Annotated in this window: 25 protein-coding genes; 4 read left to right on the top strand and 21 right to left on the bottom strand. The window is 70.1% G+C overall.

Annotated elements, in window-relative coordinates; genetic code table 11:
* The first annotated feature begins 31 nt into the window (after nt 1-31).
* The 4 genes from ACS5Q7_RS19190 to rpmG all read left to right on the top strand — a co-directional run bounded on the left by ACS5Q7_RS19190 (nt 32) and on the right by rpmG (nt 2,671).
* On the top strand, nt 32-493 hold the full coding sequence (locus ACS5Q7_RS19190; RefSeq protein ID WP_478340870.1) for a DUF983 domain-containing protein: 462 nt from the start codon (nt 32-34) through the stop codon (nt 491-493).
* Complete coding sequence (locus tag ACS5Q7_RS19185) at nt 453-1,193, top strand: NUDIX hydrolase (protein WP_478340869.1); 741 nt, start codon at nt 453-455, stop codon at nt 1,191-1,193. The genes ACS5Q7_RS19190 and ACS5Q7_RS19185 overlap by 41 nt, the downstream gene beginning before the upstream one ends.
* 53 nt (nt 1,194-1,246) lie before the next feature.
* A complete protein-coding gene (locus ACS5Q7_RS19180) occupies nt 1,247-2,395 on the top strand; it encodes an MFS transporter (RefSeq protein WP_478341131.1) in 1,149 nt (382 codons plus the stop codon).
* A gap of 108 nt (nt 2,396-2,503) precedes the next feature.
* On the top strand, nt 2,504-2,671 hold the full coding sequence (gene rpmG, locus ACS5Q7_RS19175; RefSeq protein ID WP_243959144.1) for a 50S ribosomal protein L33: 168 nt from the start codon (nt 2,504-2,506) through the stop codon (nt 2,669-2,671).
* A gap of 71 nt (nt 2,672-2,742) precedes the next feature.
* On the opposite strand, the gene ACS5Q7_RS19170 is transcribed toward rpmG, so the two are convergent.
* From ACS5Q7_RS19170 to ACS5Q7_RS19070, 21 genes are all read right to left on the bottom strand, one after another.
* Complete coding sequence (locus ACS5Q7_RS19170; RefSeq protein ID WP_478340868.1) at nt 2,743-3,657, bottom strand: LysR family transcriptional regulator; 915 nt, start codon at nt 3,655-3,657, stop codon at nt 2,743-2,745.
* Between the two features lie 75 nt (nt 3,658-3,732).
* Nucleotides 3,733-5,394 (bottom strand): OFA family MFS transporter, encoded by a 1,662-nt coding sequence (locus ACS5Q7_RS19165; protein WP_478340867.1) that lies wholly within the window; start codon nt 5,392-5,394, stop codon nt 3,733-3,735.
* 287 nt (nt 5,395-5,681) lie between these two features.
* Nucleotides 5,682-5,975, bottom strand: a complete 294-nt coding sequence (locus ACS5Q7_RS19160) for a formate dehydrogenase subunit delta (protein ID WP_478340866.1) — start codon at nt 5,973-5,975, stop codon at nt 5,682-5,684.
* Between the two features lie 5 nt (nt 5,976-5,980).
* Nucleotides 5,981-8,836, bottom strand: a complete 2,856-nt coding sequence (gene fdhF / locus ACS5Q7_RS19155; protein WP_478340865.1) for a formate dehydrogenase subunit alpha — start codon at nt 8,834-8,836, stop codon at nt 5,981-5,983.
* Nucleotides 8,837-8,846: 10 nt separating this feature from the next.
* The gene (locus ACS5Q7_RS19150) at nt 8,847-10,406 is read right to left on the bottom strand and encodes a formate dehydrogenase beta subunit (RefSeq protein WP_478340864.1); all 1,560 of its coding nucleotides are present in this window, start codon (nt 10,404-10,406) and stop codon (nt 8,847-8,849) included.
* Nucleotides 10,403-10,879 (bottom strand): formate dehydrogenase subunit gamma, encoded by a 477-nt coding sequence (locus tag ACS5Q7_RS19145; RefSeq protein WP_463847652.1) that lies wholly within the window; start codon nt 10,877-10,879, stop codon nt 10,403-10,405. The genes ACS5Q7_RS19150 and ACS5Q7_RS19145 overlap by 4 nt, the downstream gene beginning before the upstream one ends.
* Before the next feature lie 259 nt (nt 10,880-11,138).
* Nucleotides 11,139-11,795 carry a glutathione S-transferase family protein gene (locus tag ACS5Q7_RS19140; protein WP_478340863.1) on the bottom strand — a complete coding sequence of 219 codons (657 nt, stop codon included), beginning with the start codon at nt 11,793-11,795 and terminating at the stop codon, nt 11,139-11,141.
* Nucleotides 11,796-11,884: 89 nt separating this feature from the next.
* Nucleotides 11,885-12,307, bottom strand: a complete 423-nt coding sequence (locus tag ACS5Q7_RS19135; protein WP_478341130.1) for a cytochrome c-type biogenesis protein — start codon at nt 12,305-12,307, stop codon at nt 11,885-11,887.
* Nucleotides 12,308-12,468: 161 nt separating this feature from the next.
* Nucleotides 12,469-14,472, bottom strand: coding sequence for a heme lyase CcmF/NrfE family subunit (locus ACS5Q7_RS19130; protein ID WP_478341129.1), 2,004 nt, complete (start codon nt 14,470-14,472; stop codon nt 12,469-12,471).
* Between the two features lie 7 nt (nt 14,473-14,479).
* Complete coding sequence (gene ccmE, locus ACS5Q7_RS19125; RefSeq protein ID WP_478340862.1) at nt 14,480-14,983, bottom strand: cytochrome c maturation protein CcmE; 504 nt, start codon at nt 14,981-14,983, stop codon at nt 14,480-14,482.
* An 80-nt stretch (nt 14,984-15,063) separates the two neighbouring features.
* Complete coding sequence (gene ccmI, locus ACS5Q7_RS19120) at nt 15,064-16,530, bottom strand: c-type cytochrome biogenesis protein CcmI (protein ID WP_478340861.1); 1,467 nt, start codon at nt 16,528-16,530, stop codon at nt 15,064-15,066.
* Nucleotides 16,531-16,662: 132 nt separating this feature from the next.
* Nucleotides 16,663-18,081, bottom strand: a complete 1,419-nt coding sequence (locus tag ACS5Q7_RS19115) for an ATP-binding protein (protein ID WP_478340860.1) — start codon at nt 18,079-18,081, stop codon at nt 16,663-16,665.
* A gap of 76 nt (nt 18,082-18,157) precedes the next feature.
* A complete protein-coding gene (locus ACS5Q7_RS19110) occupies nt 18,158-18,427 on the bottom strand; it encodes a hypothetical protein (RefSeq protein WP_478340859.1) in 270 nt (89 codons plus the stop codon).
* 1 nt (nt 18,428) lies between these two features.
* The gene (locus ACS5Q7_RS19105; RefSeq protein WP_478340858.1) at nt 18,429-19,007 is read right to left on the bottom strand and encodes a hypothetical protein; all 579 of its coding nucleotides are present in this window, start codon (nt 19,005-19,007) and stop codon (nt 18,429-18,431) included.
* Nucleotides 19,008-19,081: 74 nt separating this feature from the next.
* Nucleotides 19,082-19,759 carry a response regulator transcription factor gene (locus ACS5Q7_RS19100; protein WP_478340857.1) on the bottom strand — a complete coding sequence of 226 codons (678 nt, stop codon included), beginning with the start codon at nt 19,757-19,759 and terminating at the stop codon, nt 19,082-19,084.
* A gap of 42 nt (nt 19,760-19,801) precedes the next feature.
* Nucleotides 19,802-20,173 (bottom strand): PepSY domain-containing protein, encoded by a 372-nt coding sequence (locus ACS5Q7_RS19095; protein ID WP_463847643.1) that lies wholly within the window; start codon nt 20,171-20,173, stop codon nt 19,802-19,804.
* 64 nt (nt 20,174-20,237) lie between these two features.
* Nucleotides 20,238-20,447, bottom strand: coding sequence for a hypothetical protein (locus tag ACS5Q7_RS19090; RefSeq protein ID WP_478340856.1), 210 nt, complete (start codon nt 20,445-20,447; stop codon nt 20,238-20,240).
* Nucleotides 20,447-20,728, bottom strand: coding sequence for a hypothetical protein (locus ACS5Q7_RS19085; RefSeq protein ID WP_478340855.1), 282 nt, complete (start codon nt 20,726-20,728; stop codon nt 20,447-20,449). Before ACS5Q7_RS19085 ends, ACS5Q7_RS19090 begins: the two co-directional genes overlap by 1 nt.
* Before the next feature lie 40 nt (nt 20,729-20,768).
* Nucleotides 20,769-21,266, bottom strand: a complete 498-nt coding sequence (locus ACS5Q7_RS19080) for a hypothetical protein (protein ID WP_478340854.1) — start codon at nt 21,264-21,266, stop codon at nt 20,769-20,771.
* Entirely contained in the window at nt 21,175-21,768 is a 594-nt protein-coding gene (locus ACS5Q7_RS19075; protein WP_478340853.1) for a phage tail tip lysozyme, read from the bottom strand. The genes ACS5Q7_RS19080 and ACS5Q7_RS19075 overlap by 92 nt, the downstream gene beginning before the upstream one ends.
* 3 nt (nt 21,769-21,771) lie before the next feature.
* Nucleotides 21,772-23,256 (bottom strand): DUF2793 domain-containing protein, encoded by a 1,485-nt coding sequence (locus ACS5Q7_RS19070; RefSeq protein WP_478340852.1) that lies wholly within the window; start codon nt 23,254-23,256, stop codon nt 21,772-21,774.
* Nucleotides 23,257-23,268 lie beyond the last annotated feature (12 nt).

Below are 23,268 nucleotides of genomic sequence, written 5' to 3'. Positions count from 1 at the left end.
AGCGAAGCAATGACGGAGAGGGAATAGCACGATGCCCACGACGCAGACGCCAGCCCGCACGGGGCTGATCCGCTCCCCGGCGCGCGGCTTCATCGGCCGCTGCCCCCATTGCGGGGAGGGCAAGCTGTTCGGCCGCTTCCTGAAGGTGCGGCCGCATTGCGAGGCGTGCGGCCTCGAACTGCACCACCACCGCGCCGACGACCTGCCGCCCTACGTGGTGATCTTCATCGTCGCCCACGTCATCGGCTACCTGATCCTCGAGACCGAGAGCGCCTACGACGTGCCCCTGTGGGTGGAGATGGGCGTCTGGCCGGTCGTCACCCTGGCGCTCGCCCTGGGGCTGCTGCAGCCGGTGAAGGGGGCGGTCGTCGGCCTGCAATACGCCCTTGGCATGCACGGCTTCGCCGCGTTACCGCAGGCCCGCCCCGCACCGGGGCCGGAGGAGACACGCCTTGCCCCAGCCGGACCCGGCGCCCCCGCAAGCCGCACCTGAGGCCTCCCGTCCCGCCGCGAGCCTGCGCCCCCGCGACGCCGCGACGATGATCGTCCTCGACCGCCGGGGGCGGGGCGGACCGAAGGTGCTGATGGGCCGGCGCAACGCCCGCCTCGCCTTCATGCCCGGCAAGTTCGTGTTCCCCGGCGGCCGCATCGAACTCGGCGACCGCTCCATGTCCGTGGCCGGCGCCCTGCCTGATTACGCCGAGGCCGCCCTGGCCCGCCGCATCTCCCGCCCGCCGCACCATCTCGGCCGCGCCCTGGCGCTCGCCGCGATCCGCGAGACCTACGAGGAGACCGGCCTGATGCTCGGCACCGCCGAGTACGGCCCGCCGGAGGACGTCCCCGCCGGCTGGGAGGCCTTCCGGCACCACGGCGTGCTGCCGGACCTCGAAGCCCTGCACCTCGTCGCCCGCGCGATCACGCCGCCGAAGCGCGTGCGGAGGTTCGACACGCGCTTCTTCGCCGTCGACCGCACCGGCGTCGCCGTCGAGGAAGCCGGCCGGGTGAACGCGGACACCGAGTTCACCGAACTCGCCTGGGTGCGCCTCGACGCGGCGCGCAAGCTCGACCTGCCCTATATTACCCGTGCCATCCTCGACGAGCTCGAGGCGCAGATCGCCGTGGACTTCGCGCCCCACCGGCAGATCCCCTTTCATTTCGAGCGCTACGGCCGCCGCGAGCGGGAGTTTTTGTGACACAGTTCAATGGATCCGGCCCCGTCGCGGCGGCCGGAGGGCGCGGCGGCTGGATGCCGACCGAGCGGGAGCGCGTCGCGGCCATCGCGGCGGCCATCGCCTGCGTCGCGGTGGTGGGCATCGGGCTGAGCCTGTCGATCCCGCTCCTTTCCCTCGAAATGGAACGGCGGGGGGCGTCGAGCACCCTGATCGGCCTCAACACGGCGATGGCCGGCATCAGCAGCATTCTGGTCGTGCCCTTCGTGCCGCGCGTGGCGTCCCGGATCGGGGTCGTGCCCCTGCTGACCCTGTCGCTCGTCGTCTCGGCGGCAAGCCTCGTCGCGTTCCCACTGCTACCCGGCCTGTGGCCGTGGTTCCCCCTGCGCTTCGTGTTCTCGGCGGGGCTCGGGGCGCTGTTCGTCCTGTCGGAATACTGGATCAACGCGGCGGCGCCCCCGGAGCGGCGGGGCCTCGTCCTCGGCATCTACACCACCGTGCTGGCGCTGGGCTTCGCCACCGGGCCGGTGCTGATCACCCTCGTCGGCACGACAGGGCTCTGGCCCTACCTGACCGGTTCGCTCCTCGTGCTCGCCGGCCTCCTGCCGGTGCTGCTCGCGCGCGGCCTGTCGCCCGCCGTCGAGGGCGGAACCGGGCGCGGGGTCGTCGGCTATGTCCGCCTTGCCCCCGCCGCCCTGTGCGCGGCCCTCCTCTACGGCGCCGTCGAGACCGGCATCTTCGCGATCCTGCCCCTCTACGGGCTGCGCATCGGCTACGACGCGCAGGGGGCGGCGGGGCTCGTGAGCCTGATCGCCCTCGGCAACGTGCTGTTCCAGATTCCCTTCGGCTGGCTCGCCGACCGCTTCGACCGGTCGGTCGTTCTCCTCGGCACCAGCCTCGGCTGCGCCGTGGGCTCGGCGCTGATCCCGGCGGCCTCCGGGTCCGCGACCGCTTTCGCGATCCTCCTCGTCCTGTGGGGCGGGCTCGCGGGCACGCTCTACACGGTGGGGCTCGCCGCCCTCGGGGCGCGGGTCTCGGCGTCGGATCTGGCGGGCGCCAACGCGACCTTCGTGGTGCTGTACAATGTCGGCCTGATCCTCGGCCCGCCGGTCATCGGCGGCGGCCTCGACCTGATCCCGCCGGACGGGTTCGCCTACGCGCTGCTCGCGCTATTCCTGGCCTACGCCCTGCCCATGGCGGGGAGCCTGAGGCGGCGCTCCCCTTGACCTGACCGCCCCGATCGGGCATGCCACCCGCCGTATTCGGCCGGGCCTCCCCGGCCCTTTTGCGTTTCGCTCAAGCGGCGGAATGCCACCCGCTCAGGAGCAACCGCCATGGCCAAGGCCGTCACCGTCAAGATCAAGCTCGTCTCCACCGCCGACACGGGCTACTTCTACGTCACGAAGAAGAACTCCCGCACGCAGACCGAGAAGCTCACGGCGCGCAAGTACGACCCGGTCGCGCGCAAGCACGTCGAGTTCAAGGAAAGCAAGATCAAGTAAGCGCTCCGCAGCGCGACGCAAAAGGCCGCCTCCGGGCGGCCTTTTTGTTGGCGCCCGCAGGGACGGGGCGGCTATATGCGAGGCCCGCTGCCCTCCCCCGCCATGGTCTGGGCCACCTGGCGGGCGACCGAGACGAGGGCCGTCACCATCGGCGTCGAGGGCTCCCGCCGGGGGGCCACGAGGCCGATCGTGTGGACGACATCGGGGGCGGTGATCGGGATCGCCTGCAGCCCATCGATGGCGCCGAGCGCATCCACCAGCACCGCCGGCATGATCGACGCCCAGCGCAGGGTGCGCACGTGGCTCATCAGCACGATCATCGAATTCGATTCGAGGGTCGCGGCGGGCTCGCCCCCCGCCGCCCGGATCTGCTGGTCGATGATACGCCGGTTCTGCATGTTCGGCGTCAGCAGGCAGAGGGGCACTTGGCCGGTCTCGGCCCAGGTCACCGAATCGCGTCCGTCGTAGGGCCCGCCCACCGCCGTCACGAAGCGATAGTATTCCCGGTAGAGCGGCACCGAGACGACGCGGCCCAGCGGCTCGTTGTCGAGGTAGGTGAGGCCCGCATCAGCCTCCAGGTTCTCGATCAGGGAGAAGATGTCGGTCGAGGTGGCGGACTCGATCGTCAGGCGCACGTCCGGGTGGCGCTCGCGGTAGGGCGTGGTCAGCCGCGCGACCATCGGCAGGGCGGTGGGGATGGCGGCGATGCGCAGGTGGCCCGTGAGGCCCCGGCGCAGGCCGGTGACCTCCTCGTGCATGGCGCGGGCATCGGCCACGATCCGCCGCGCCCAGGCCAGCACCCGGTCGCCCTCCGGCGTGAAGCCCTGGAAGCGCGAGCCGCGCAGCACCAGTTGCACGCCGAAGCGGTTCTCCAGCTGCTTGACCCCGGCCGAGAGCGTCTGCTGCGTGACGCCGCAGGCCTCGGCCGCGTGGCCGAAATGCTGCTCGCGGGCCAGCGCGAGCAGGAAGTCGAGCTTGTCGATCACGCCGTCATTCCCGACCCTCGTGACAAGCTGAGGTAAGCGCCCGGCGGCCTTCGCACAATCCGGGCGCCGGCCTCGTCACCGGAACAGGATCAACGCCTTCGACAGCGTGATGCCGATGCCCCAGATGATCGGGATGCCGACCACCGCCCAGGCGAGCAGCGCCCCGAGGCTGAACCCGCCCCGGCCGATACCGAACGAGCCCGAGGGCACCTGCCGCGTGCCGGGGGCGGCGCTCAACGCCGCCACCTCCGAATCCGCCATGAACCAGCGCCGGGCCAGGGGCCGGACGGCGAGGTTGCAGACGAAGCCGACCACGAGGAAGCCCGCCAGCACGTACATGGTCCGCCCGTAGAGGTCGGCGCCCTGCACGCCGGAGGCCGCCTGGACCTCGCGGATCTTCGTCACCACGAACGGCCCGACGATGCCCGCCGTCGACCACGCCGTGAGCAGCCGCCCGTGGATGGCACCCACGAACTGCGTGCCGAAGATGTCGGCGAGGTAGGCCGGGATGGTGGCGAAGCCGCCGCCATACATCGAGAGGATGACGCAGAAGATCGCCACGAACAGCGCCTGCGAGCCGGCCGTCGCGGCGGAGGGCGCGGCGGCGTAGAGCAGGGCGCCCAGGAGGAAGAACGTGGCGTAGGTGGCCTTCCGGCCGATCCGGTCGGAGAGGGAGGCCCAGAAGAACCGGCCGAGGATGTTGAACAGGGACAGGAGCCCGACGAAGCCCGCCGCGATGGCCGCGACCTGCGCCTTCTGGCCGCCGTCCAGCGCCGAGAGCGCGGTGCCCGGCTGGCCGATGAGCGCCCCGCCGAAGATCTCCTGCAGCATCGGAGAGGCCAGCGCCAACACGCCGATGCCCGCCGAGACGTTGAGGCACAGCACCAGCCAGATCATCCAGAACTGGAAGGTCTTGTGCGCGTCGCGCAGGTGGACGTGCCCGGCGGCGATCATCGCGTTGGTGGAGGCGGCGGGCGGCGTCCATCCCTCCGGCTTCCAGCCGGCCGGGGGGACGCGGTAGCCGAAGGCGCCGGCCATCATGAACAGCAGGTAGCCCACGCCCATCACCGCCAGCGTCTGCCAGACGCCGGCCGTGTCGGGGGTGCGGAAGGTCTTGATGAGGAGGTCGGCGAGGGGCGAGCCGATCATCGCGCCGCCGCCGAAGCCCATGATCGCCATGCCGGTGGCCATGCCGCGCCGGTCGGGGAACCACTTGATGAGCGTCGAGACCGGGGAGATGTAGCCCAGCCCGAGGCCGATGCCGCCGATCAGGCCCATGCCGAGCCAGACCAGCCAGAGCTGGTGGATGTAGACACCGAGCGAGCCGAGCAGGAAGCCGCCGCCCCAGCACAGGGCCGCCACGAGCCCGGCCTTGCGCGGGCCCGCCCGCTCCAGCCAGCCGCCGAACAGGGCCGCCGAGAGGCCGAGCACCACGATGCCGATGGAGAAAACGGTGACGAGGTCGCTCACCCGCCAGTCGCAGGTGGTGGTGAACAGGGCGGTCATCACGCCCATGTCGGGACAGGCGGCGCCCGCCGTCTTACCGACCGAGAGCGCGCGGCTCAGGGGCAGCCAGAACACCGACAGGCCGTAGGCCATGCCGATACAAAGATGAATGGCGAGGGCTGCAGGCGGAACCAACCAACGGTTGAAACCAGGCTTCGCGACGATACGCTCACGCGACAACAGGCCATGTGAAACGTCAGGCGCGACCGCACCTGCGAACCCAGAACTCATGGAATGACCTCCCAACGCGACCCGTTGCTTGGGTCTGCATCAGGAATTCATTTACCGAAGCGCGAAAGCAGTGGCTAGAGAATAGGCGCGGCTGCGCATTTTTCCGGCGCAGAACCTGTGCACCATTGTGCGCGAGCCGGGGCGAGGGCCTCCCGAATGCCCCGACTTTGCGAGCAACGCGAAGCAATCCGAGGCAGCGGGACGTCTCAAGACGTGGCCGATCCCCTGGATTGCTTCGCGTTACACGCAATGACGATGAGCGTGTCGGACCAGTCGTACGAGACGCGTCAGCCCGCGTCGCTGGCGCCGTCACCGAGCTTCTGCGGATCGCGGGTGGCCGCGCGGATCGGGCTCTCGGCCACCGGCTCGTCGATCTGCATCGCCCGGCGGACGAGGATGTCCGCCTTCTCGCCGAAGCCCGGCAGGGCCGCTTCGAGCTTATGGACCATCTTCGGCGTCCAGAACGCCTCGATGTGCTTGTGGACGCCCGCCACCGCCTCGTCGTCCGGGTAGGACCGGAAGAACGAGGCGATCTGGTTCGCCATGCGCAGGAGCTTGTCTTCCTGGGTCGCCGCCGACATCGCGCCTACTCCGCCGCTTCCTGAGCGATCCGCGTGAGGGAGAAGTCCTCCTCGTAGAACTTCGCCTGCCAGTCGGAGGGCCGGTTGGTCCGCCGCACCTGCACCGCCGTCACTTTGTATTCGGGGCAGTTGGTCGCCCAATCCGAATAGTCGGTGGTGATGACGTTGGCGCCGGTCTTGGCGTGGTGGAAGGTCGTGTAGACCACCCCCGGCTGCATCCGCTCGGACACGCTGGCCTTCAGGGCGATGTCGCCCGAACGGCTCTCCAGGGAGACGAGATCGCCGTCCACGATGCCGCGCAGTTCGGCGTCGAACGGGTGGATCTCCAGCACGTCCTCCTCGTGCCAGCGCGAGTTCTCGGTGCGCCGGGTCTGCGCGCCGACATTGTACTGGGACAGGATGCGGCCCGTGGTGAGGATGAGCGGGAACTTCGCCCCCGTCCGCTCCTCGGTCGGCACGAACTCGGTGATCATGAACCGGCCCTTGCCGCGCACGAAGCGGTCGACGTGCATCATCGGGGTGCCGAGCGGCGCCTTCTCGTTGCACGGCCACTGGATCGAGCCCAGCTCATCGAGCTTGGCGTAAGACACGCCGGTGAAGCTCGGGGTGAGGCTCGCGATCTCGTCCATGATCTGCGACGGGTGATCGTAGTGCATCTCGTAGCCGAGCGCCTTCGCGAGCAGGATCGTGCCCTCCCAGTCGCCGTAGCCTCCCAGCGGCGGCATCACCTTGCGCACGCGGCTGATGCGGCGCTCGGCATTGGTAAAGGTGCCGTCTTTCTCGAGGAACGACGCGCCCGGCAGGAAGACGTGGGCGTATTTCGCCGTCTCGTTCAGGAAGATGTCCTGGATGACGATGCATTCCATCGCCATCAGGCCGGCGGTGACATGGTGCGTGTCGGGGTCCGACTGCGCGATGTCCTCGCCCTGAATGTACATGCCCTTGAACGCGCCATCGACGGCCTCGTCCAGCATGTTGGTGATGCGCAGGCCCGGCGCGTTGTCGAGCTTTGCGCCCCAGAGGGCCTCGAAGCTCTCGCGGGTGGCATCGTCCGAGACGTGGCGGTAGCCGGTGAGCTCGTGCGGGAACGAGCCCATGTCGCAGGAGCCCTGCACGTTGTTCTGGCCGCGGAGCGGGTTCACGCCCGCGCCGAGCTTGCCGATGTTGCCGGTGGCCATGGCGATGTTGGCCATGCCCATGACCATCGTCGAGCCCTGGCTGTGCTCGGTGACGCCCAGCCCGTAATAGATGCCGGCTGCGCCGCCCTTGGCGTAGAGCCGCGCCGCGCCGCGCACGGCCTGCGGGTCGAGGCCGGTGAACTGCTCCTGGCTCTCCGGCGAGTGCCGCTCCTCGGCGACGAAACGCGCCCAGGATTCGAACTCCGGCAGGTCGCACCGCTCGCGGACGTAGGCCTCGTCGATCAGGCCCTCCGTCACGATGACATGGGCCATCGAGTTGATGAAGGCGACGTTGGAGCCGGGCTTCAGCGGCAGGTGGAAGTCGGCCTTGATGTGGGGCGACTTCACGAGGTCGATCTTGCGCGGATCGGCGACGATCAGCTTCGCACCCTGGCGCAGGCGCTTCTTCATCCGCGAGCCGAAGACCGGATGGCCGTCGGTCGGGTTGGCGCCGATCACGAGGATCACGTCGGAATGCTCGACGGACTTGAAGTCCTGCGTGCCGGCCGAGGTGCCGAGCGTGGACATCAGGCCGTAGCCGGTCGGCGAGTGGCAGACGCGGGCGCAGGTGTCGACATTGTTGTTGCCGAAGGCGGCGCGGACCAGCTTCTGGACGAGGTAGGCTTCCTCGTTCGTGCAGCGCGACGAGGTGATGCCGCCGACCGAGTCCTTACCGTAGGTCGCCTGGATGCGCTTGAACTCGGAAGCCGCCCGGCCGATCGCCTCCTCCCAGGAGACCTCGCGCCACGGATCCGTGATCTTCTCGCGGATCATCGGCTTAGTGATGCGGTCCTTGTGGGTGGCGTAGCCGTAGGCGAAGCGGCCCTTCACGCAGCTATGGCCCTCATTGGCCTTGCCGCCCTTGTAGGGGACCATGCGCACCACGCGGGTGCCCTGCATCTCCGCCTTGAACGAGCAGCCGACGCCGCAATAGGCGCAGGTCGTGACCTCCGCGTGCTCGGGCTGGCCGAACTCGTGGATCGATTTTTCTTGCAACGTGGCCGTGGGACACGCCTGGACGCAGGCGCCGCAGGACACGCACTCCGATTCCATGAAGTTGGTCGGCCCGGCGGCAACGCGGCTGTCGAAGCCCCGGCCGGCGATGGTCAACGCGAAGGTGCCCTGCACCTCCTCACAGGCGCGCACGCAGCGGTTGCACACGATGCACTTCGACGGATCGTAGGTGAAGTACGGGTTGGACTCGTCCTTCGGGAGGTACTTCTCGGCGCTCGGCACGACGTGGTTGTCGCCCTCGTAGCCGTAGCGCACGTCGCGCAGGCCCACGACGCCGGCCATGTCCTGCAACTCGCAATCGCCGTTGGCGGCGCAGGTGAGGCAGGTCAGCGGGTGGTCGGAGATGTAGAGCTCCATCACCCCCTTGCGCATCTTGGCGAGCTTGTCGGTCTGCGTACGCACGACCATGCCGTTCTCGGCCGGCGTGGTGCAGGAGGCCGGCGTGCCGCGACGGCCCTCGATCTCCACGAGGCAGAGGCGGCAGGAGCCGAACGGCTCCAGGCTGTCAGTGGCGCAGAGCTTGGGGATCTGCGTGCCGGCGGTCATGGCGGCGGCCATGACGGAGGTGCCGGCCGGGACCGTGACCTCCATCCCGTCGATGGTCAGCGTGACCGTCTGCTCGGCGACCCGGATCGGGGTGCCGTAGTCGATCTCTTTGATGAGGGCCATGGAAGCCTCCTCACTCAGCCGCCGCAGGCAGCGAGCCCGCGCGGCGAAAATCCTCGGGGAAGTGGGTGATGGCGCTCATCACGGGCATCGGCGTCAGGCCGCCCATGGCGCAAAGCGAGCCGTCGGTCATGACCTCGCAGAGGTCCTCGACCAGCTTGAGATTCGCCTCGGGCCGGATGCCGGCGATCACCTTGTCCATCGTCTCGACGCCGCGCGTCGCGCCGATGCGGCAGGGGGTGCACTTGCCGCAGGATTCGGTGGCGCAGAACTCGAAGGCGAAGCGGGCCTGGGAGGCCATGTCGACGGTGTCGTCGAACACGACGATGCCGCCATGGCCGACGAGGCCCTTCTTGGCCGCCATCGCCTCGTAATCGAGGGGCGTGTCGAGGAGGTGATCGGGGAAATAGGCCCCGAGCGGCCCGCCGACCTGCACGGCCCGGACCGGACGGCCCGAGCGGGTGCCGCCGCCATACTCCTGGATCACCTCGCGCAGGGTGATGCCGAAGGCCAGTTCGATCAGGCCGCCATGCTTGATGTTGCCGGCGAGCTGGATCGGCAGGGTGCCGAGCGAGCGGCCCATGCCGTAATCGGCATAGGCCTTGGCGCCGTTCTCGAGGATCCACGGCACGGCCGTGAAGGTCATCACGTTGTTGACCAGCGTCGGCTTGCCGAGGAAGCCCTTGAGCGCCGGGATCGGGGGCTTGGCCCGCACGATGCCGCGCTTGCCCTCCAGGCTCTCCAGCAGCGAGGTCTCCTCGCCGCAGATATAGGCGCCGGCCCCGAGGCGGACTTCCAGATGGAATGCCTTGCCCGAACCGAGGATGTTCTCGCCGAGCACCCCCGCCTTCACGCCGTTGGCGATGGCCTCCTTCAGGGTCTCGAAGGCCTGCGGATACTCGGAGCGCAGGTAGATGTAGCCCCGTGTTGCGCCCGTGGCGACGGCGGCGATGGTCATGCCCTCGATAAGGTTGAAGGGATCGCCCTCCATCATCATCCGGTCGGCGAAGGTGCCGGAATCGCCCTCGTCGGCATTGCAGACCACGTATTTCTGGTCCGCCTTGGCCAGCATCACCGTGTTCCACTTGATGCCCGCCGGGAAGCCGGCGCCGCCGCGCCCGCGCAGGCCCGACTCGCGCACCGCCGTCACGATGCCCTCGGCATCGAGCTTCAGCGCCGCCTCAAGGCCGCGATAGCCGCCATGGGCCCGGTAATCCTCGACGGAGACCGGATCGATGACGCCGCAGCGGTGGAAGGTCAGGCGCTGCTGCTTGGCGAGGAACGGGATTTTTTCCGGGTCGCCCAGGCGCAGGGCGTGCTCGCCGCCGGTCAGGAGACCACCATCGAGGAGGGCATCCACGTCCTTCAGGGTCACCGGCCCGTAGGCGACGCGACCCTCGGGCGTGGCCACCTCGACCATCGGCTCCAGCCAGAACAGGCCGCGCGAGCCCGTGCGGACGATGGCGACGTCCAGGCCGCGCCGCTCGGCGCCCGCGAACAGCGCGCGGGCGACCTTGTTGGCGCCGAGGCCGAGGGCCACGGCATCGCGGGGGACGTAAAGCGTGACGCTCACTGGCGTACCTCCGTCAGGGCGGCTTCCAGGGCGTCGGCGGTGAGATGCGCGACGGGCTCGCCATCGACCAGGGCCGCCGGGCCGTTGGCGCAGAGGCCGAGGCAGTAGACCGGCTCCACCGTGGCGGAGCCGTCGGTGGCGGTGCCGTGCCAATCGCAGCCGAGGCGGCCGAGGATCTCGCGGTGCAGGGAGTCCGACCCCATCGCCTGACAGGCCTCGGCGCGGCAGAGCTTCACCTCGTGGCGGCCGGCAGCCGGCGCCTTGCGGAAGTCATGGTAGAAGCTGACGCAGCCGAACACCTCGGCGTTCGACATGTTCAGGGCATCGGCGATCAGAGGGATCGCGCCGTGATCCACGTAGCCGAACGTCTCCTGCAGTGCGTGCAGGATCGGCAGCGTGGCGCCTTCGAGATGGCTGTGCTCGGCGATGATGCCCGAGGCCCGCTCGTGGCTCCAGGGCTCGTGACGCGGCATAGGTTTCCTGCCCAGTCTGTTCCTGTTCTAAGATCGAAGTGGAACAGAATTGCAGGTGCGCTTCAATCGCGCTGTCCGGTTGCCTGACAAAGGACGTCTGTCGAACTGTTACCTTGCGGGCGACCGATTTGTGCGCCGCACCAGAGAGCGTCCCTCTCAACGAAACCTTTCCAGGGCGTTTCTGCCGGTGTCCCGGGCCGGTCGATCACAGCGATCGGCTGTTGAACACGGCAGGAGACATGCAAAAAAATGCACCCTGTCAGAACTCCATGTCGAGTTCCTCGATCTCCTCGGGTTCCAGGGCGGCGGTCTCGGCCCACTCGATCATGAGCGGCCAATGGAGGATCGTGTCGCGGTAGGTGGCGGCACCCGGCGGCAACTTCACATCGTAGGTGCGGAAGCGGGTGCAGACGGGGGCGTACATTGCATCCGCGAGGCAGGGCGTCTTCCCGAACAGGAACGGACCCTCGTAGCGATCCAGGCAATCGTCGAAGATCGTGACGATGCGCTCGATGTCGGCCTTGGCGCCGTTGAACAGCCGGAAATCGGGGTGGAACGCCTTCAGGTTCATCGGCAGGGCCGAGCGCAGGTTCACGAAGCCCGCATGCATCTCGCCCGCGATGGAGAGGCAATGCGCCCGTTCGGCCCGCCCGTGGGGCAGCAGCCCGGCCTCGGGAAAGGTCTCGTTCAGGTAGGAGGCGATGGCGAGGGTGTCCCACACCACGATGTCGCCGTGGCGCAGCCGGGGCACGAGGAAGGAGGGCGAGAGATGCAGCAGCTCCGCCCGGCTGGTCGTGTCGTCACCGGAGAGGACTTCGCTGGAAAAGTCGAGCCCCGCCATCCGGCAGATCAGCCAGCCCCGCAGAGACCAGGAGGAATAGTTGCGGCTGGAGATGGTCAGCGTCGCGACGGTCATCGTCCCCTCCGGCTTCGGATGTTCCGCCGTGAGATCCAAGACTCGTGCCGAACGGTCCGGAGGGGCGAATCAGGCCGATGCGAGAGAGCCTACTCCCGTCTCATCAGCGCCGCGACCTCCGCCTCCTCGGCGGGCGAAAGGCGGCGCTCCGGGGCGGGACGGCGGCGCGAGAGGCGCCACAGACCGAACAGGCCGAGCCCCACCGCCAGCGCGGGCGTCAGCCACAGGATGAGGGTGTGGAGGGCGAAGACCGGGCGCAGCAACACGAACTCACCGTAGCGGGCGACGATGTAGTCCCGCACCGCCTGGTTGCTGTCGCCCTTCGCGAGGCGGTCGCGCACCAGCAGGCGAAGATCCTTGGCGAGCGGCGCGTCGGAATCGTCGATCGACTGGTTCTGGCAGACGAGGCAGCGCAGCCCCTCGGAGATCTCCCGCGCCCGGTGCTCCAGGGCGGGGTCCTTCATCACCTCGCCCGGCTGCACGGCGAGCGCCGGGAGCGGGGCGAGGAGCATGATCGCAACCAGACCGCCCCGGGCACTTCGTCTTTGCGAGCGAAGCGAAGCAATCCAGGGCAGCGCGACCTTGCCCAGCGTGGCGCCGCTGGATTGCTTCGCTCCGCTCGCAATGACGGTGCGGCCAACCATGGCGGTTCGCCTATCCGACATACTGTGGGTCATTCCGCAGGAACCGCGCTGGCGGGAAGGGCGCGGGTCTTCGCCTTGGCCGGAGCGCCGACGCGCATCCGGCGGTCGGTGAGGGACAGGCCGCCGCCCAAGGCCATCACGACGGCGCCGATCCAGATCAGCAGCACCAGCGGCTTGTAGTAGAGCCGCAGACCGATGGCGCCGTCCTTTCCGACCTCGCCGAGGCTGGCATAGACCTGGCTTGCGCCGATGGTGAGCAGGCCGGACTCCGTCACCGTCATTTGGCGGCTCGGGTAGAAGCGGCGGCCGGTCTCGACCTTGCCGATCTCATCGCCCTCGCGGTTGCGCACGGTGAGGAAGGCGCCCGCCTCCTCGTAGTTCGGGCCCTGGCGCGGGGCGACGGAATCCAGCGTCGCCACGTAGGGGCCGACCGTGAGCGTGCCTCCGGGATTGAGGCTCGCCAGCCCCTCGCTCGCCCAGCCCTGGGCGGCGATGCCGATCACCACCACGCCGACGCCGGCATGGGCCAGCGCCGTGCCCCAGGCCGAGCGCGGCAGGCCGATGGCCCGTCGGGCGATCTCGCCGGCGGCCCGGGTCCGCCGCGTGCCGTAACCCCGGGCGCGGCCGACGATCTCCAGCACGGAGCCGATGATGAGGTAGGCGCCGAGCCCGATGCCGACCGGCGCCATCCAGGGGCCGCCCGAATGGAACGCCAGCACCGCGAGCCCGGCGGCGAGCGCCAGGGCGAGGGCGAAGAACAGGCGCTGCGTCGCGGCGTGCAGATCCCCGCGCTTCCAGGCCAGGGCCTGACCGAAGGGCACGATCAGCAGCAGCGGGATCGCCAGGGGCACGAAGGTGGAATTGAAGAAGGGCGGGCCGACGGTGATCTTGTCGCCGGTCAGCATCTCCAGAAGCAGCGGATAGAGGGTACCCGTGAACACCGTCGCGCAGGCCGCGACGAGGAACAGGTTGTTGAGGACGAGCGACCCCTCGCGGGAGATCGGCGCGAACAACCCGCCCTGCCGCAGCAGCGGCGCCCGCCACGCGAACAGCGCGAGCGACCCGCCGATGAACAGGACGAGGATGGCGAGGATGAACACGCCGCGCGTCGGATCGGTGGCGAAGGAATGCACCGAGGTCAGCACGCCCGAACGGACGATGAAGGTGCCGACGAGGGAGAGCGAGAAGGTGAGGATGGCGAGCAGCACCGTCCAGACCTTCAGGGCATCGCGCTTCTCCATCACCACGGTGGAATGGAGCAGCGCCGTACCAGCGATCCACGGCATCAGGGAGGCGTTCTCCACCGGATCCCAGAACCACCAGCCGCCCCAGCCGAGCTCGTAATAGGCCCAGTAGGAGCCCATCGCGATGCCGAGCGTGAGGAAGCACCACGCGGAGAGGGTCCAGGGCCGCACGGCCCGCGCCCAGACGGCGTCGATCCGCCCCTCGATCAGCGCGGCGGCGGCGAAGGCGAAGGTGATCGAGAAGCCGACATAGCCGAGGTAGAGGAGCGGCGGGTGGATCGCGAGGCCGGGATCCTGCAGCAGCGGGTTCAGGTCGCGGCCCTCGAACGGCGCCGGCACCACGCGGGTGAACGGGTTCGAGGTCGTGATGATGAACAGCAGGAAGACGAAGGTGATGAGCCCCTGCACGCCCAGCGTGTTCGCCCTGAGCTTCGGCGGCACGGAATTGCGCGCGGCGGCGACGCAGGCGCCGAACAGGGTGAGGATGAGCACCCAGAGGAGCATCGAGCCCTCGTGGTTCCCCCACACGCCGGAGATCTTGTAGATCAGCGGCTTCTGCGTGTGCGAGTTCTCGACCACGTTCTGGACCGAGAAGTCCGACGTGACATGCGCCCAGGTGAGGGCCGCGAAGGCGAACAGCACGCAGGCGAAGGCGCCGAGCGCCGCCTGGAAGGTGGCCTGCCGCAGGGTCGGGTCGCCCGAGCGCGCTGCCCAGATCGGCATGGCCATCTGGACGAGCGAGAGCGCGAGCGCCAGGGCGAGGGCGAAATGTCCGGTCTCGACGATCAACTGCGCCTCACCGTTCGCTGCGCGGCCCAAGGGTGCCGCCGGCCGAGGCCGAGGGAGCGGGAGCCTGGCCCTGCGGGCCACCCTCTTGCCACCGGCCCTGCTTCTTGAGGGCGTCCGCGACTTCGCGGGGCATGTAGGATTCGTCGTGCTTGGCGAGCACGGTATCGGCACGGAAGCGGTTACCCGGCTCCAGCACGCCCTCGGCCACCACGCCCTGGCCCTCCCGGAAGAGGTCCGGCAGCAGGCCCTTGTACTGCACGGCGATGGTGGCGCCGTGGTCGGTCACGGCGAAGTCGATGGTCTGGTCCGGGCCGCGCTTGAGCGAACCGTCCTGCACGAGGCCGCCGAGCCGCAGCCGCGTGCCGGCGGGGATCGCCTGCGCCTCGATCTCCGAGGGCGACTTGAAGAAGACGATGGAGCCGCTCATCGCGAACAGGATCAGCCCCACGGCCAGCGCGAGCACGCTGCCGCAGGCGGCGATCAGGATCAGGCGGCGCTTCTTGCGCGTCACGACGGATCGTTCCCCCAATTATGACCTAGGGGTGTCGGACGCGGCGGCCTCCCGGTCAAGGGCGGAAGGCCGTCCGGCCCTCAGGGGCGACCTTTGGCGACAGGGGTCGTGAGGTCGAGGTCTCGGGCGAGGCCGTCGATCCGCGCCACCGCCTCGGCGTTGGCGGCCATCGCCATCCGGGCGCGGTCGAGCGCCTTCAACGCCTGATCCCGCTCGCCCATCACGCTGTAGGAGCGCACGAGGCGCATCCACTCGTCCGCGCTGCCGCCCTTGGCCGCGAGGCGCCGGTCCAGGGCCTCGACCATGCCGCGCACCGCCGCGTCCCGCTCGGCCGGGGGCATCGCCCGCACCGCCGCCATCGCGGCCTCGGTGTCGGCCCGCGCCTCCGGCGAGGGGGCGGCGGGTTTGCCCTGACCCTGGGCCAGGCCGAGCTCGCCGGCCGCCGCCTCGACCTGCGAGAGGCCCTGAGGGTTGGCGGCGAGCGCCGTGCGGGCGCGGGCCAGCGCCGCCATCGCCTGATCGCGTTCACCGAGCACGGTGCGCGAGCGGATGAGCCGCACCCATTCGTCCGGGGTGCCGGTGCCGGTCTTCAGCCGCGCGTCGAGCCCATCGACCATGCCGCGAATGGCGGCCTGCTGCTCGGCGGGGATGGTGGGCGGCCCAGCGGGCGCGACGGGCGGCGGGGCGGGCTCGCCCTTCAGCCGGGCCAGCGTCGAGCGGACGACCCCGAGCCAGGGGGCATCGGGGGCGCTCATACCTTCGAGGGTGGTGAGCTGGCGGATGGCCTCGCCGGTGTCGCCGGCCTGCTCGGCGGCGCGGGCGACGTAGAAGCGGGCCTTGGCGGCCTTCGGATCCTTGGCGAGCGCCCGCTCGAACAGGCCCTTGGCCTCGGGGGAGACGGTGCCGTCTCCCGCCGCCGTCAGGGCCTCGCCCCAATCGGCCAGGATGTCAGGCGAATCGCCCTTGAGCCGGGCCAGTTGCCCGTACGCACGGGCCGCGTCGTCGAAGCGGCCGGTGCGCATGTAGACCGGCGCCAGGACCTGCCAGCCGCGCGCGTCGTCGGGATCGCGCGACAGCCGCGCCTCGATCTGGGCCACCGCCTTGGCGAGTTCGTCGGTGCCGCCGCGCGCCGCCGTTCGGTCGGCCTCGGTCTGCGCGGGCAATTCCGGCGAGCCGTAGAGCCCGTAGGCGATGAGCGCGACGAGGGGGATGGTGGAGAGGGCGAAGGCGGAGGCCGCCCGGCGGCGGCGCAGGCGCGGCTCGGCGAGCGTCGGCGCATCCTCGGCCTTGCCGGCCTCGCGGCTCGCGCGCAGCAGGCGGCGGGCGGCCTCGGCGCGGGCGGCCTCGGCCTCGTCCGGCGCCATGAGCCCGCGCTCGACGTCGCGGGAGATCTCGGCGAGCTGATCCTCGTAGAAGGCCGTCTCGGTGGCGACGAGGGCGTCCGGCTCCTCGCCGCGCGTATCGGCCACGCGCCGCGACATCGGCCAGAGCAGGCTGAACACGGCCAGGGCTGTCATGCCCGCCAGGATGAACCAGATCGCCGTCATCAGATCCCGCGTGCGAACCGGACCGGTCCGGTCTTCATATGGAGGCGGCTCCGACCCGACGTCATGCCTCGGACGAGCGGCACGGTGTCACTCAACTCGTGTCCGGTGACAACCCTTACCTTGGCCGCACGCTCAATGGGCCGCCACCCCGGCCGGCGCGTCGCCCGGCACCTCGAGCACCGCGCGCAACCCGCCCAGCGCCGCCTGATCGAGGCTGAAGCGCCCGCGATAGAGGGCGGCGAGGTCGGCCACGATGGAGAGGCCGAGCCCCGAGCCGGGCTTCGATTCGTCGAGGCGCCGCCCGCGCCCGAGCACCGCCTGCCGTGCCTCCGGCGGCAGGCCGGGGCCGTCATCCTCGATCGCGACGACGAGGAGGGGATAGCCGTCCCGCGCCGTCACCTCGGCCCGGATCGCCACCCGGCCGTGGGCCCATTTCGAGGCGTTGTCGACAAGGTTGCCGACCATCTCCTCGAAGTCCTGCCGCTCGCCCCGGAAGCGGACGCCCGGCGGCACGTGGACCTCGTAGGCGATGTCCTTGTCGCGGTAGATCTTGCCGAAGGTGCGTACGAGGCCGGCCAGCGCCGGCTCGATCTCCGTGGAGGTGCCCAGCGTGCCCGCCAGCGCCGCCGCCCGCGCCCGGTCGAGGTGATAGTTCACCTGATCGCGCATCACCGCCGCCTGCTCGCGGATCTTCAGGGCGAGGTCCTCCGGGGCGTCGGACGAGCCCACCTCGTTGACGATGATCGAGAGCGGCGTCTTCAGGGCGTGGGCGAGGTTGCCGACCTGGGTGCGGGCGCGCTCCAGGATTTCCCGGTTGGTCTCGATGAGCAGGTTCACCTCGCCAGTCAGCGGCGCGATGTCGCGGGGATAAGTCCCGGTGATGCGGTCGGCCTCGCCCTGGCGGACGGCGCCGAGCGCCGCGCGCATCTTCTTCAAGGGCGCGAGGCCGAAGCGGATCTGCAGCAGCGTGGTCAAGGCCAGCGACGCCCCGAGGAGCGCGAAGGTCATGTACAGGGCGTTGCGGAAGCGATCGACGTCGTTGACGATCTCGTCCGCCGGCCCGGCCACGCGCACCGTGTAGCGGCCCTCGTCGCCGAGATCGACGTCGCGCTCCATGATGCGCAGGAGCCGCCCATCCTGCCCCTTGCCGTAGCCCTGGCGGATCTGCCCGACGCCGACCTTGCCGTCCGCGTCGGTGGCCGGCGGCAGCGCCACGCCGACGAGGGAGCGCGAAGTGCGGATGTCGCGCGGCTTCGCATCGGGCTTGCCGACCTGCCAATACCAGCCGGACAGGGGCAGATCGAAGCGCGGATCGCCCAGCGAGAAGGTGCGGCTCTCGGGATCGTTCGGGGTGACGAGGTCGGTGGCGAGGTTGTTCGTGAAGACGAGGAGCCGGCTGTCGAAGGCGCGCTCGGTGTTCTCGCGGTAGAGGGTCGTGAGGATCCAGGCCGCGATCAGCAGGATCGCCGAACTCGACAGGAAAGCCGAGACGGCAAGGCGCACGGCGATGGAGCGCCGCCGCAGGGCCAGGAGGTCGATGAGGCGGCGCATGCTAGTCCCGGCGTGGCTGCCCGCAACAAAAAGCCCCGCCGTGGCGGGGCCGACGCGCGAGGGGTGCCGTCACGGCCTATGCCGCAAGATCGCGGACCATCTCATCGGTCAGATCGACCCCATCAGGATCGGTGACCAGGGCCATCTCGTCGCGGCCGTCCCACACGGCCCACTCGTCCTGCGCGATGCGGTCGATCAGCGTGTCGCGACCGGCCGCATAGAACGCCGCGGCATGGGCGAAGCCCGCATCGAGGGCGGCCGTCATCTCGTCGCGCACGGCGATGGTCGCCTCAGGCTTCGGCGCATTGGTGGCCATGTCGGGGTTGGACATGTCTCGATTGGCCATGTCACAATTCCTTGCACAGGTAGGCCGCGCGGACGCGGCGTAACGCGTACGAACGATAGCCGTATCGCTGGTATTTTGAAGGGTCAACGGGGTTCTTGACGAGGACCCGACGACACCCGAGGAGCTTGGCGTATTCTTCCGCGCAGGCCAGGATCGGCAGGAGGATGCCCCCGGCGAGGTATGTCGGCGCGAAGGACCGCTCGACCCAATTGACGGTCAGGTGGGTCTTTCCATCGGACGGCTTTCCGAGCGCCAGACCCTGCAGGACATCCCTGCCCTCGATCCGCTGCCAAATCGCGAGATCGAAATACGACGGGATCGGCTGGAATCTCCGGCAGAGCGATTCCCAGCTCTCCCTGAAGCCCAGATGCGTCCGTTCGGAATAGTATCGGGGCCATTCGAGCCTGGCATGGTCGGTCGCTGCCACGTCGATCGAGGCGAAGGTCACGCCGGCCCAGGCGCTGCCCCCCGGGCTCGCGCCGATCTTCGCCGTCATACTGCGCGCCACCGCCTCCCTGGAGGCAGTCTTCAACGCGTAGTAGTATGCATGTTTCGAAGTAATCACCGCTCCGCGAGCCACCCTCAAGCGTCGTCACGCGCGATGGTGGCTGCCCGCAAAGAACGATGCAAGCATTCGGTGAAAGCTCTAACGCCTCACACCCGCGCCGCCGGCTGGTTCGGGTCCACGAGGTAGCCGAGACCGCGCACGGTCTGGATGAGATCCACCGCCAGCTTCTTGCGCAGGCGCCCGACGAAGACCTCGATCGTGTTCGAGTCGCGGTCGAAATCCTGGTCGTAGAGATGCTCGGTCAGCTCGGCGCGGGAGACGACCCGGCCGGTATGGTGCATCAGGTAGGAGAGCAGCCGGTATTCGTGGCTCGTCAGCTTCACCTGGGCGCCGTCCACGAAGACCTTGCCGGAACGGGTGTCGAGGGTCACGGGCCCGCAGGTGATCTGGCTGGAGGCGTGGCCGGCGGCGCGGCGCAGCAGGGCGCGCACGCGGGCCATCAGCTCCTCCATGTGGAAGGGCTTGGTGACGTAGTCGTCGGCGCCGGCATCGAAGCCGTCGACCTTGTCCGACCAGCGGTCGCGGGCGGTGAGGATGATGACGGGCGTCTTCACCCCGGCCCGGCGCCACTTCTGCAGCACGGTGACGCCGTCCGCCTTAGGCAGGCCCATGTCGAGGATGATGGCGTCGTAGGGCTCGCTCTCGCCGAGATAGCCGCCCTCCTCGCCGTCATACGCCTTGTCGGCGACGTAGCCCGCCTCTTCCAGCGCGGCCACGACCTGCCGGTTGATGTCCTTGTCATCCTCGACGACGAGCAGACGCACGTCACATCTCCCTTGGGGTCCCTTGGGGCGGGCGGCACCCCGTCAGTACTGACCCGCGACCTTGCCGGTACGCGCGTCCACGATGACGTGCACGAAATGTCCGTCCCGGCGCAAGGCCGTCAGCATGTACACGAGCCCATCCTCGTGCCGGCAGAGGCTGGCCCGCTGGATCTCGGCGCGCGGGATCACCGTGCGCGCGGCGCGGATGGCGGCGATGGGCTCGATCACCCGGCGCTCGCCCACCTCCTCGCGCATGTCGGCGGGGGAGAGGCAGGTCTCGACCCGGGGGGCCGGCGACAGGGCGGCCTGGGCGGTCTGCGTCGCCGGAGCGTCCTCGGCCATGGAGCCGATCCCGCCCGCGACGAAGGCCGCGACGGTCAGGCAGATGGCAGCAAGGGCGATGGCGTGGCGCATTGGGCCGAGCTTTGTGCTCCAGGCACTGAATGCGCCCTGAATACCAGGGATTGCCCGGCGGGTCTCAGTTCTCGACAGGGAGGAGGCAGAACTTCTCATGGGTGAATCGTCGGCCGCAGACCATGACGGTCGAGCTCGCCGCCGGTTCCATCGCCGGCTGGGGACGAAGCCCCGCGCCGAACACGGCTCCGAGATGGAGGCTCACCGCCAGGACCAGGGGCGCCGCGACGGCGAGCCAGAGGCGGGTGAGGAAGCGGTCGGCCCTATCCTGCATCAATGCCCTCCCGTCACGAGGTGCCAGAGCAGCCGGAGCGCCGGCAGCCGCTCGGCGATCCAGGCCGCCTGGTCCGAGAACCAGTGCGCCACCGCCGCCGCGCCGAGGAAGGCGGCGACGATGGCGTGTTTCAGGCGGCGCAGGACGGCGCGCAGCGCCCGCCGCTCGATGCGCTCGTCGACGATCTCGTCGAGCAGGGCGAGCCTCTGCTCGCTCTGGCGCGCGGCCCATGCGTGCCAGTGCGCCGGGACCTCCGGTGGGTCGGGGGAACGGGCCGTCATCGCATCTCCTCCGACCGATGGCCGATCCCCCGGCCCGTGCTCAGCCCCGGCGGGGCGGATCGGCCTTCAGGAGGCGCAGCGCCGGTTCGAGGACCGTCTCGGCGCTGCCCTGCGCGTCGAGGGGCAGCGCGCCGAAGATCCGCGCCGCAACGCCCTCCGCCCCGCCCGCACCGCGCACGACGCGGGACGGAGCGGTGGCGAGGACGTGCCGTGTGCCGGCCGCCACCACCGCCGGAGCGACGGCGACGCTGACGCTGCGGCCGCGCACCGCCCCGGCCACGGCGTTCTGGCCGTAATCGACGCCTGCGCGGATCGCCGCCTCGACCCGCTCGCGGGTGAGGATCGAGCTGGCCCAGGGGGCGGTGCGGGCGATGCCGGCCGTGACCGCCGCCGCCGCGACGGGGACGAGGGCCGAGGAGGCGGCGGACAGCGCCGAGGTGAGCCAGTCACCCCAGGGAACGGCGACGGTGCCCGACGCGTCCGCGAGGGCGGGACCGGCGGCGCAGACCAGGGCGAGGGTGAGCGGGATGCGTGTCATGCGAACCTCCTTGCGGGTGGGAAAGGGTGTCGGGACGAAGCACCGCGAGGGCCTTGCGCGCGAAGGCGAGGCGGCGCGCCCGGGCGGGGATGGCGGGGCGTTCGAACAGGCGGCAGACGGTGTCGGTCGCCGAGTCCAGGGTTCGGCAGCGGCGCAGGGCTTCGAGGGCGGCGGCCTCCGGCCCGCGCAGCTCGGCGACGAGGTAGCCGTCGTTCGCGGCGTCCGAGGCGGGATCGAGCCCCCGCTCCCGGCACCATGCCTCCATCGCGACCCGGCGTGGGCCGGTCCATTGCGCGATGCCCCAGCCGCCGCGCGAGCCGGGTGTGAGGGGGGCGATTTCCTGGAGGTGGCGGAAGCCGCCGGTCTCGTGGCCGAGGTTGCCGAGGAGGCCGGCGGCCTGGACATCCGTCAGCGCGAGGGCGCGCATCAGCGCCGGGCCGAGGCGGGCGCAGCGCGCCGCGAAGGGATCGGCGGAGGCGCCGGGAGTGGAAGTCCGCGCCATGGGTCAGGCCACGTCCGCGACGAGGCAGATCTGTAGGCCGATCGTGTCCAGGGTGATGCCCTGGTCCGAGTAGCTGTAGATCCGCAGCCGGTCGCCGGCGTTCTGCTGGCTCAGCCGGCTGTAGGGGTAGGTCGAGCGCGTGGACGGCGAAGCCCCCATGGCGTGCCACAGGAACCAAGACCCATCCACCTCGGAGGTGTAGACGCCGACGCCGTATTGCGTACCCGCCGCCGCTCCGTCGCGCGGCCGCACGGTGGCGTTGATCTGGTAGATGCCCTTGCGGGGGCACGTGTACCAGTTGTCGGTCGTGCTCCAGTTGCCGCCGGCATCGCTGTTCACCCGTGGCAACTGGATGCGGGTGAAGCTGCCGCCGATGGCCTGCCCGGCCTGCACGGCCATGACGTCCACGAAGGTGCGATCGACGCGCGCCGGAGACTGGCTGGCCAGGGTCCATTTGTTGAAGCCGTTGCTCTGCAGCGCGAGGCTTCCATAGGGTGTCACCAGGGCGGCGGCGGACAGCCCGTTGATCGTGTCGCTGCCCTGCGCGGCGACGGTGACGGCGCGAGCGGGCGAACAGGCGCCGCTCTCGTCCATCACGGTGAGGACCGTGCCCCGCGGATAGGCCGAGGCCGCCGGCAGGGTGAGCGTGCGCGGCGCCGTGAGCTGGATGACCGCGACGGTGCGGTCGCCCGCGCGGATCGTGAAGGCGGCGTCCGACACCTGCGTCCGCGCCGTCGAGGCCGCCGCGCCCGCATCGACATAGGCCGTCGTCGCGAGCTTCGTGGAATTGTCGCCCAGCGAGGGGGTCGGCGCGGTGGGGCTCGCGTCGAAGGCCACCACGCCCGTGGCCACCTTCGCCGTGAGCGCCGTGCGGAAGGTCTGCCCGTCCGCCGAAGTCTTGAGCACGACATCGTCGCTGCCGAGGGTGCCGAACAGGCCGCGGGTGGAAAAGCCCGTCTGGAAGACGAAGCCCGCATCCCTGGTCGCCGCCTTCTTGTTCACGGTGATCCGCATGTCGCCCAAGCCGGGCGTGGCGTCGTCCCAGGAGAACAGGGCGGCGTCGGCCTTTACCGCGAGCCGGTTCGTGGCATCGGGCTGCGTGTTCACCCCGAACCGGGCCACGTTCGTCGGAGCCGTGGCGACGGTCGACAGCACCGCCCAGCTGCTCCCGTCGAAAGCGTAGATGAGCTTCTCGTCGGCCAGGTAGGCGAGCCAGCCGACCGAGGGCACGGCGCCAACCCAGACCCCGTCCGTGAAGCGGACCACCTGCCCCGAGAGGCCGGCCCAGGCGCCGGTCGGGGAAGCGGCGGTGACGAGGTAGCGGTCGCCCTCCGCGGGGCTCGCGGGCGGGGCCGAGAGATCCTTGTCCAGGCAGGCGAGCTGCACGAGGCCATCAAGCAGGGTGAGCGCCTCGTTGTGGGTGACGTGCTTCTGCGCCTGCCCCGCCGCGATGAGCGGAAGGCCGAGACGGGGCGTGACGTCGGACATGCCGGGTTCCTC

The sequence above is a fragment of the Methylobacterium sp. Gmos3 genome (assembly GCF_056430985.1).
This window is presented reverse-complemented; position numbering and strand designations above follow the sequence as displayed.

Coding starts and splice junctions, on each gene's coding strand:
- ACS5Q7_RS19190 (WP_478340870.1), top strand. CDS start 32: ATGCCCACGACGCAGACGCCAGCCCGCACGGGGCTGATCCGCTCCCCG.
- ACS5Q7_RS19180 (WP_478341131.1), top strand. CDS start 1,247: ATGCCGACCGAGCGGGAGCGCGTCGCGGCCATCGCGGCGGCCATCGCC.
- rpmG (WP_243959144.1), top strand. CDS start 2,504: ATGGCCAAGGCCGTCACCGTCAAGATCAAGCTCGTCTCCACCGCCGAC.
- ACS5Q7_RS19165 (WP_478340867.1), bottom strand. CDS start 5,394: ATGAGTTCTGGGTTCGCAGGTGCGGTCGCGCCTGACGTTTCACATGGC.
- ACS5Q7_RS19160 (WP_478340866.1), bottom strand. CDS start 5,975: ATGTCGGCGGCGACCCAGGAAGACAAGCTCCTGCGCATGGCGAACCAG.
- fdhF (WP_478340865.1), bottom strand. CDS start 8,836: ATGGCCCTCATCAAAGAGATCGACTACGGCACCCCGATCCGGGTCGCC.
- ACS5Q7_RS19145 (WP_463847652.1), bottom strand. CDS start 10,879: ATGCCGCGTCACGAGCCCTGGAGCCACGAGCGGGCCTCGGGCATCATC.
- ACS5Q7_RS19140 (WP_478340863.1), bottom strand. CDS start 11,795: ATGACCGTCGCGACGCTGACCATCTCCAGCCGCAACTATTCCTCCTGG.
- ACS5Q7_RS19135 (WP_478341130.1), bottom strand. CDS start 12,307: ATGCTCCTCGCCCCGCTCCCGGCGCTCGCCGTGCAGCCGGGCGAGGTG.
- ccmI (WP_478340861.1), bottom strand. CDS start 16,530: ATGACGGCGATCTGGTTCATCCTGGCGGGCATGACAGCCCTGGCCGTG.
- ACS5Q7_RS19115 (WP_478340860.1), bottom strand. CDS start 18,081: ATGCGCCGCCTCATCGACCTCCTGGCCCTGCGGCGGCGCTCCATCGCC.
- ACS5Q7_RS19110 (WP_478340859.1), bottom strand. CDS start 18,427: ATGGCCAATCGAGACATGTCCAACCCCGACATGGCCACCAATGCGCCG.
- ACS5Q7_RS19095 (WP_463847643.1), bottom strand. CDS start 20,173: ATGCGCCACGCCATCGCCCTTGCTGCCATCTGCCTGACCGTCGCGGCC.
- ACS5Q7_RS19090 (WP_478340856.1), bottom strand. CDS start 20,447: ATGCAGGATAGGGCCGACCGCTTCCTCACCCGCCTCTGGCTCGCCGTC.
- ACS5Q7_RS19085 (WP_478340855.1), bottom strand. CDS start 20,728: ATGACGGCCCGTTCCCCCGACCCACCGGAGGTCCCGGCGCACTGGCAC.
- ACS5Q7_RS19080 (WP_478340854.1), bottom strand. CDS start 21,266: ATGACACGCATCCCGCTCACCCTCGCCCTGGTCTGCGCCGCCGGTCCC.
- ACS5Q7_RS19075 (WP_478340853.1), bottom strand. CDS start 21,768: ATGGCGCGGACTTCCACTCCCGGCGCCTCCGCCGATCCCTTCGCGGCG.
- ACS5Q7_RS19070 (WP_478340852.1), bottom strand. CDS start 23,256: ATGTCCGACGTCACGCCCCGTCTCGGCCTTCCGCTCATCGCGGCGGGG.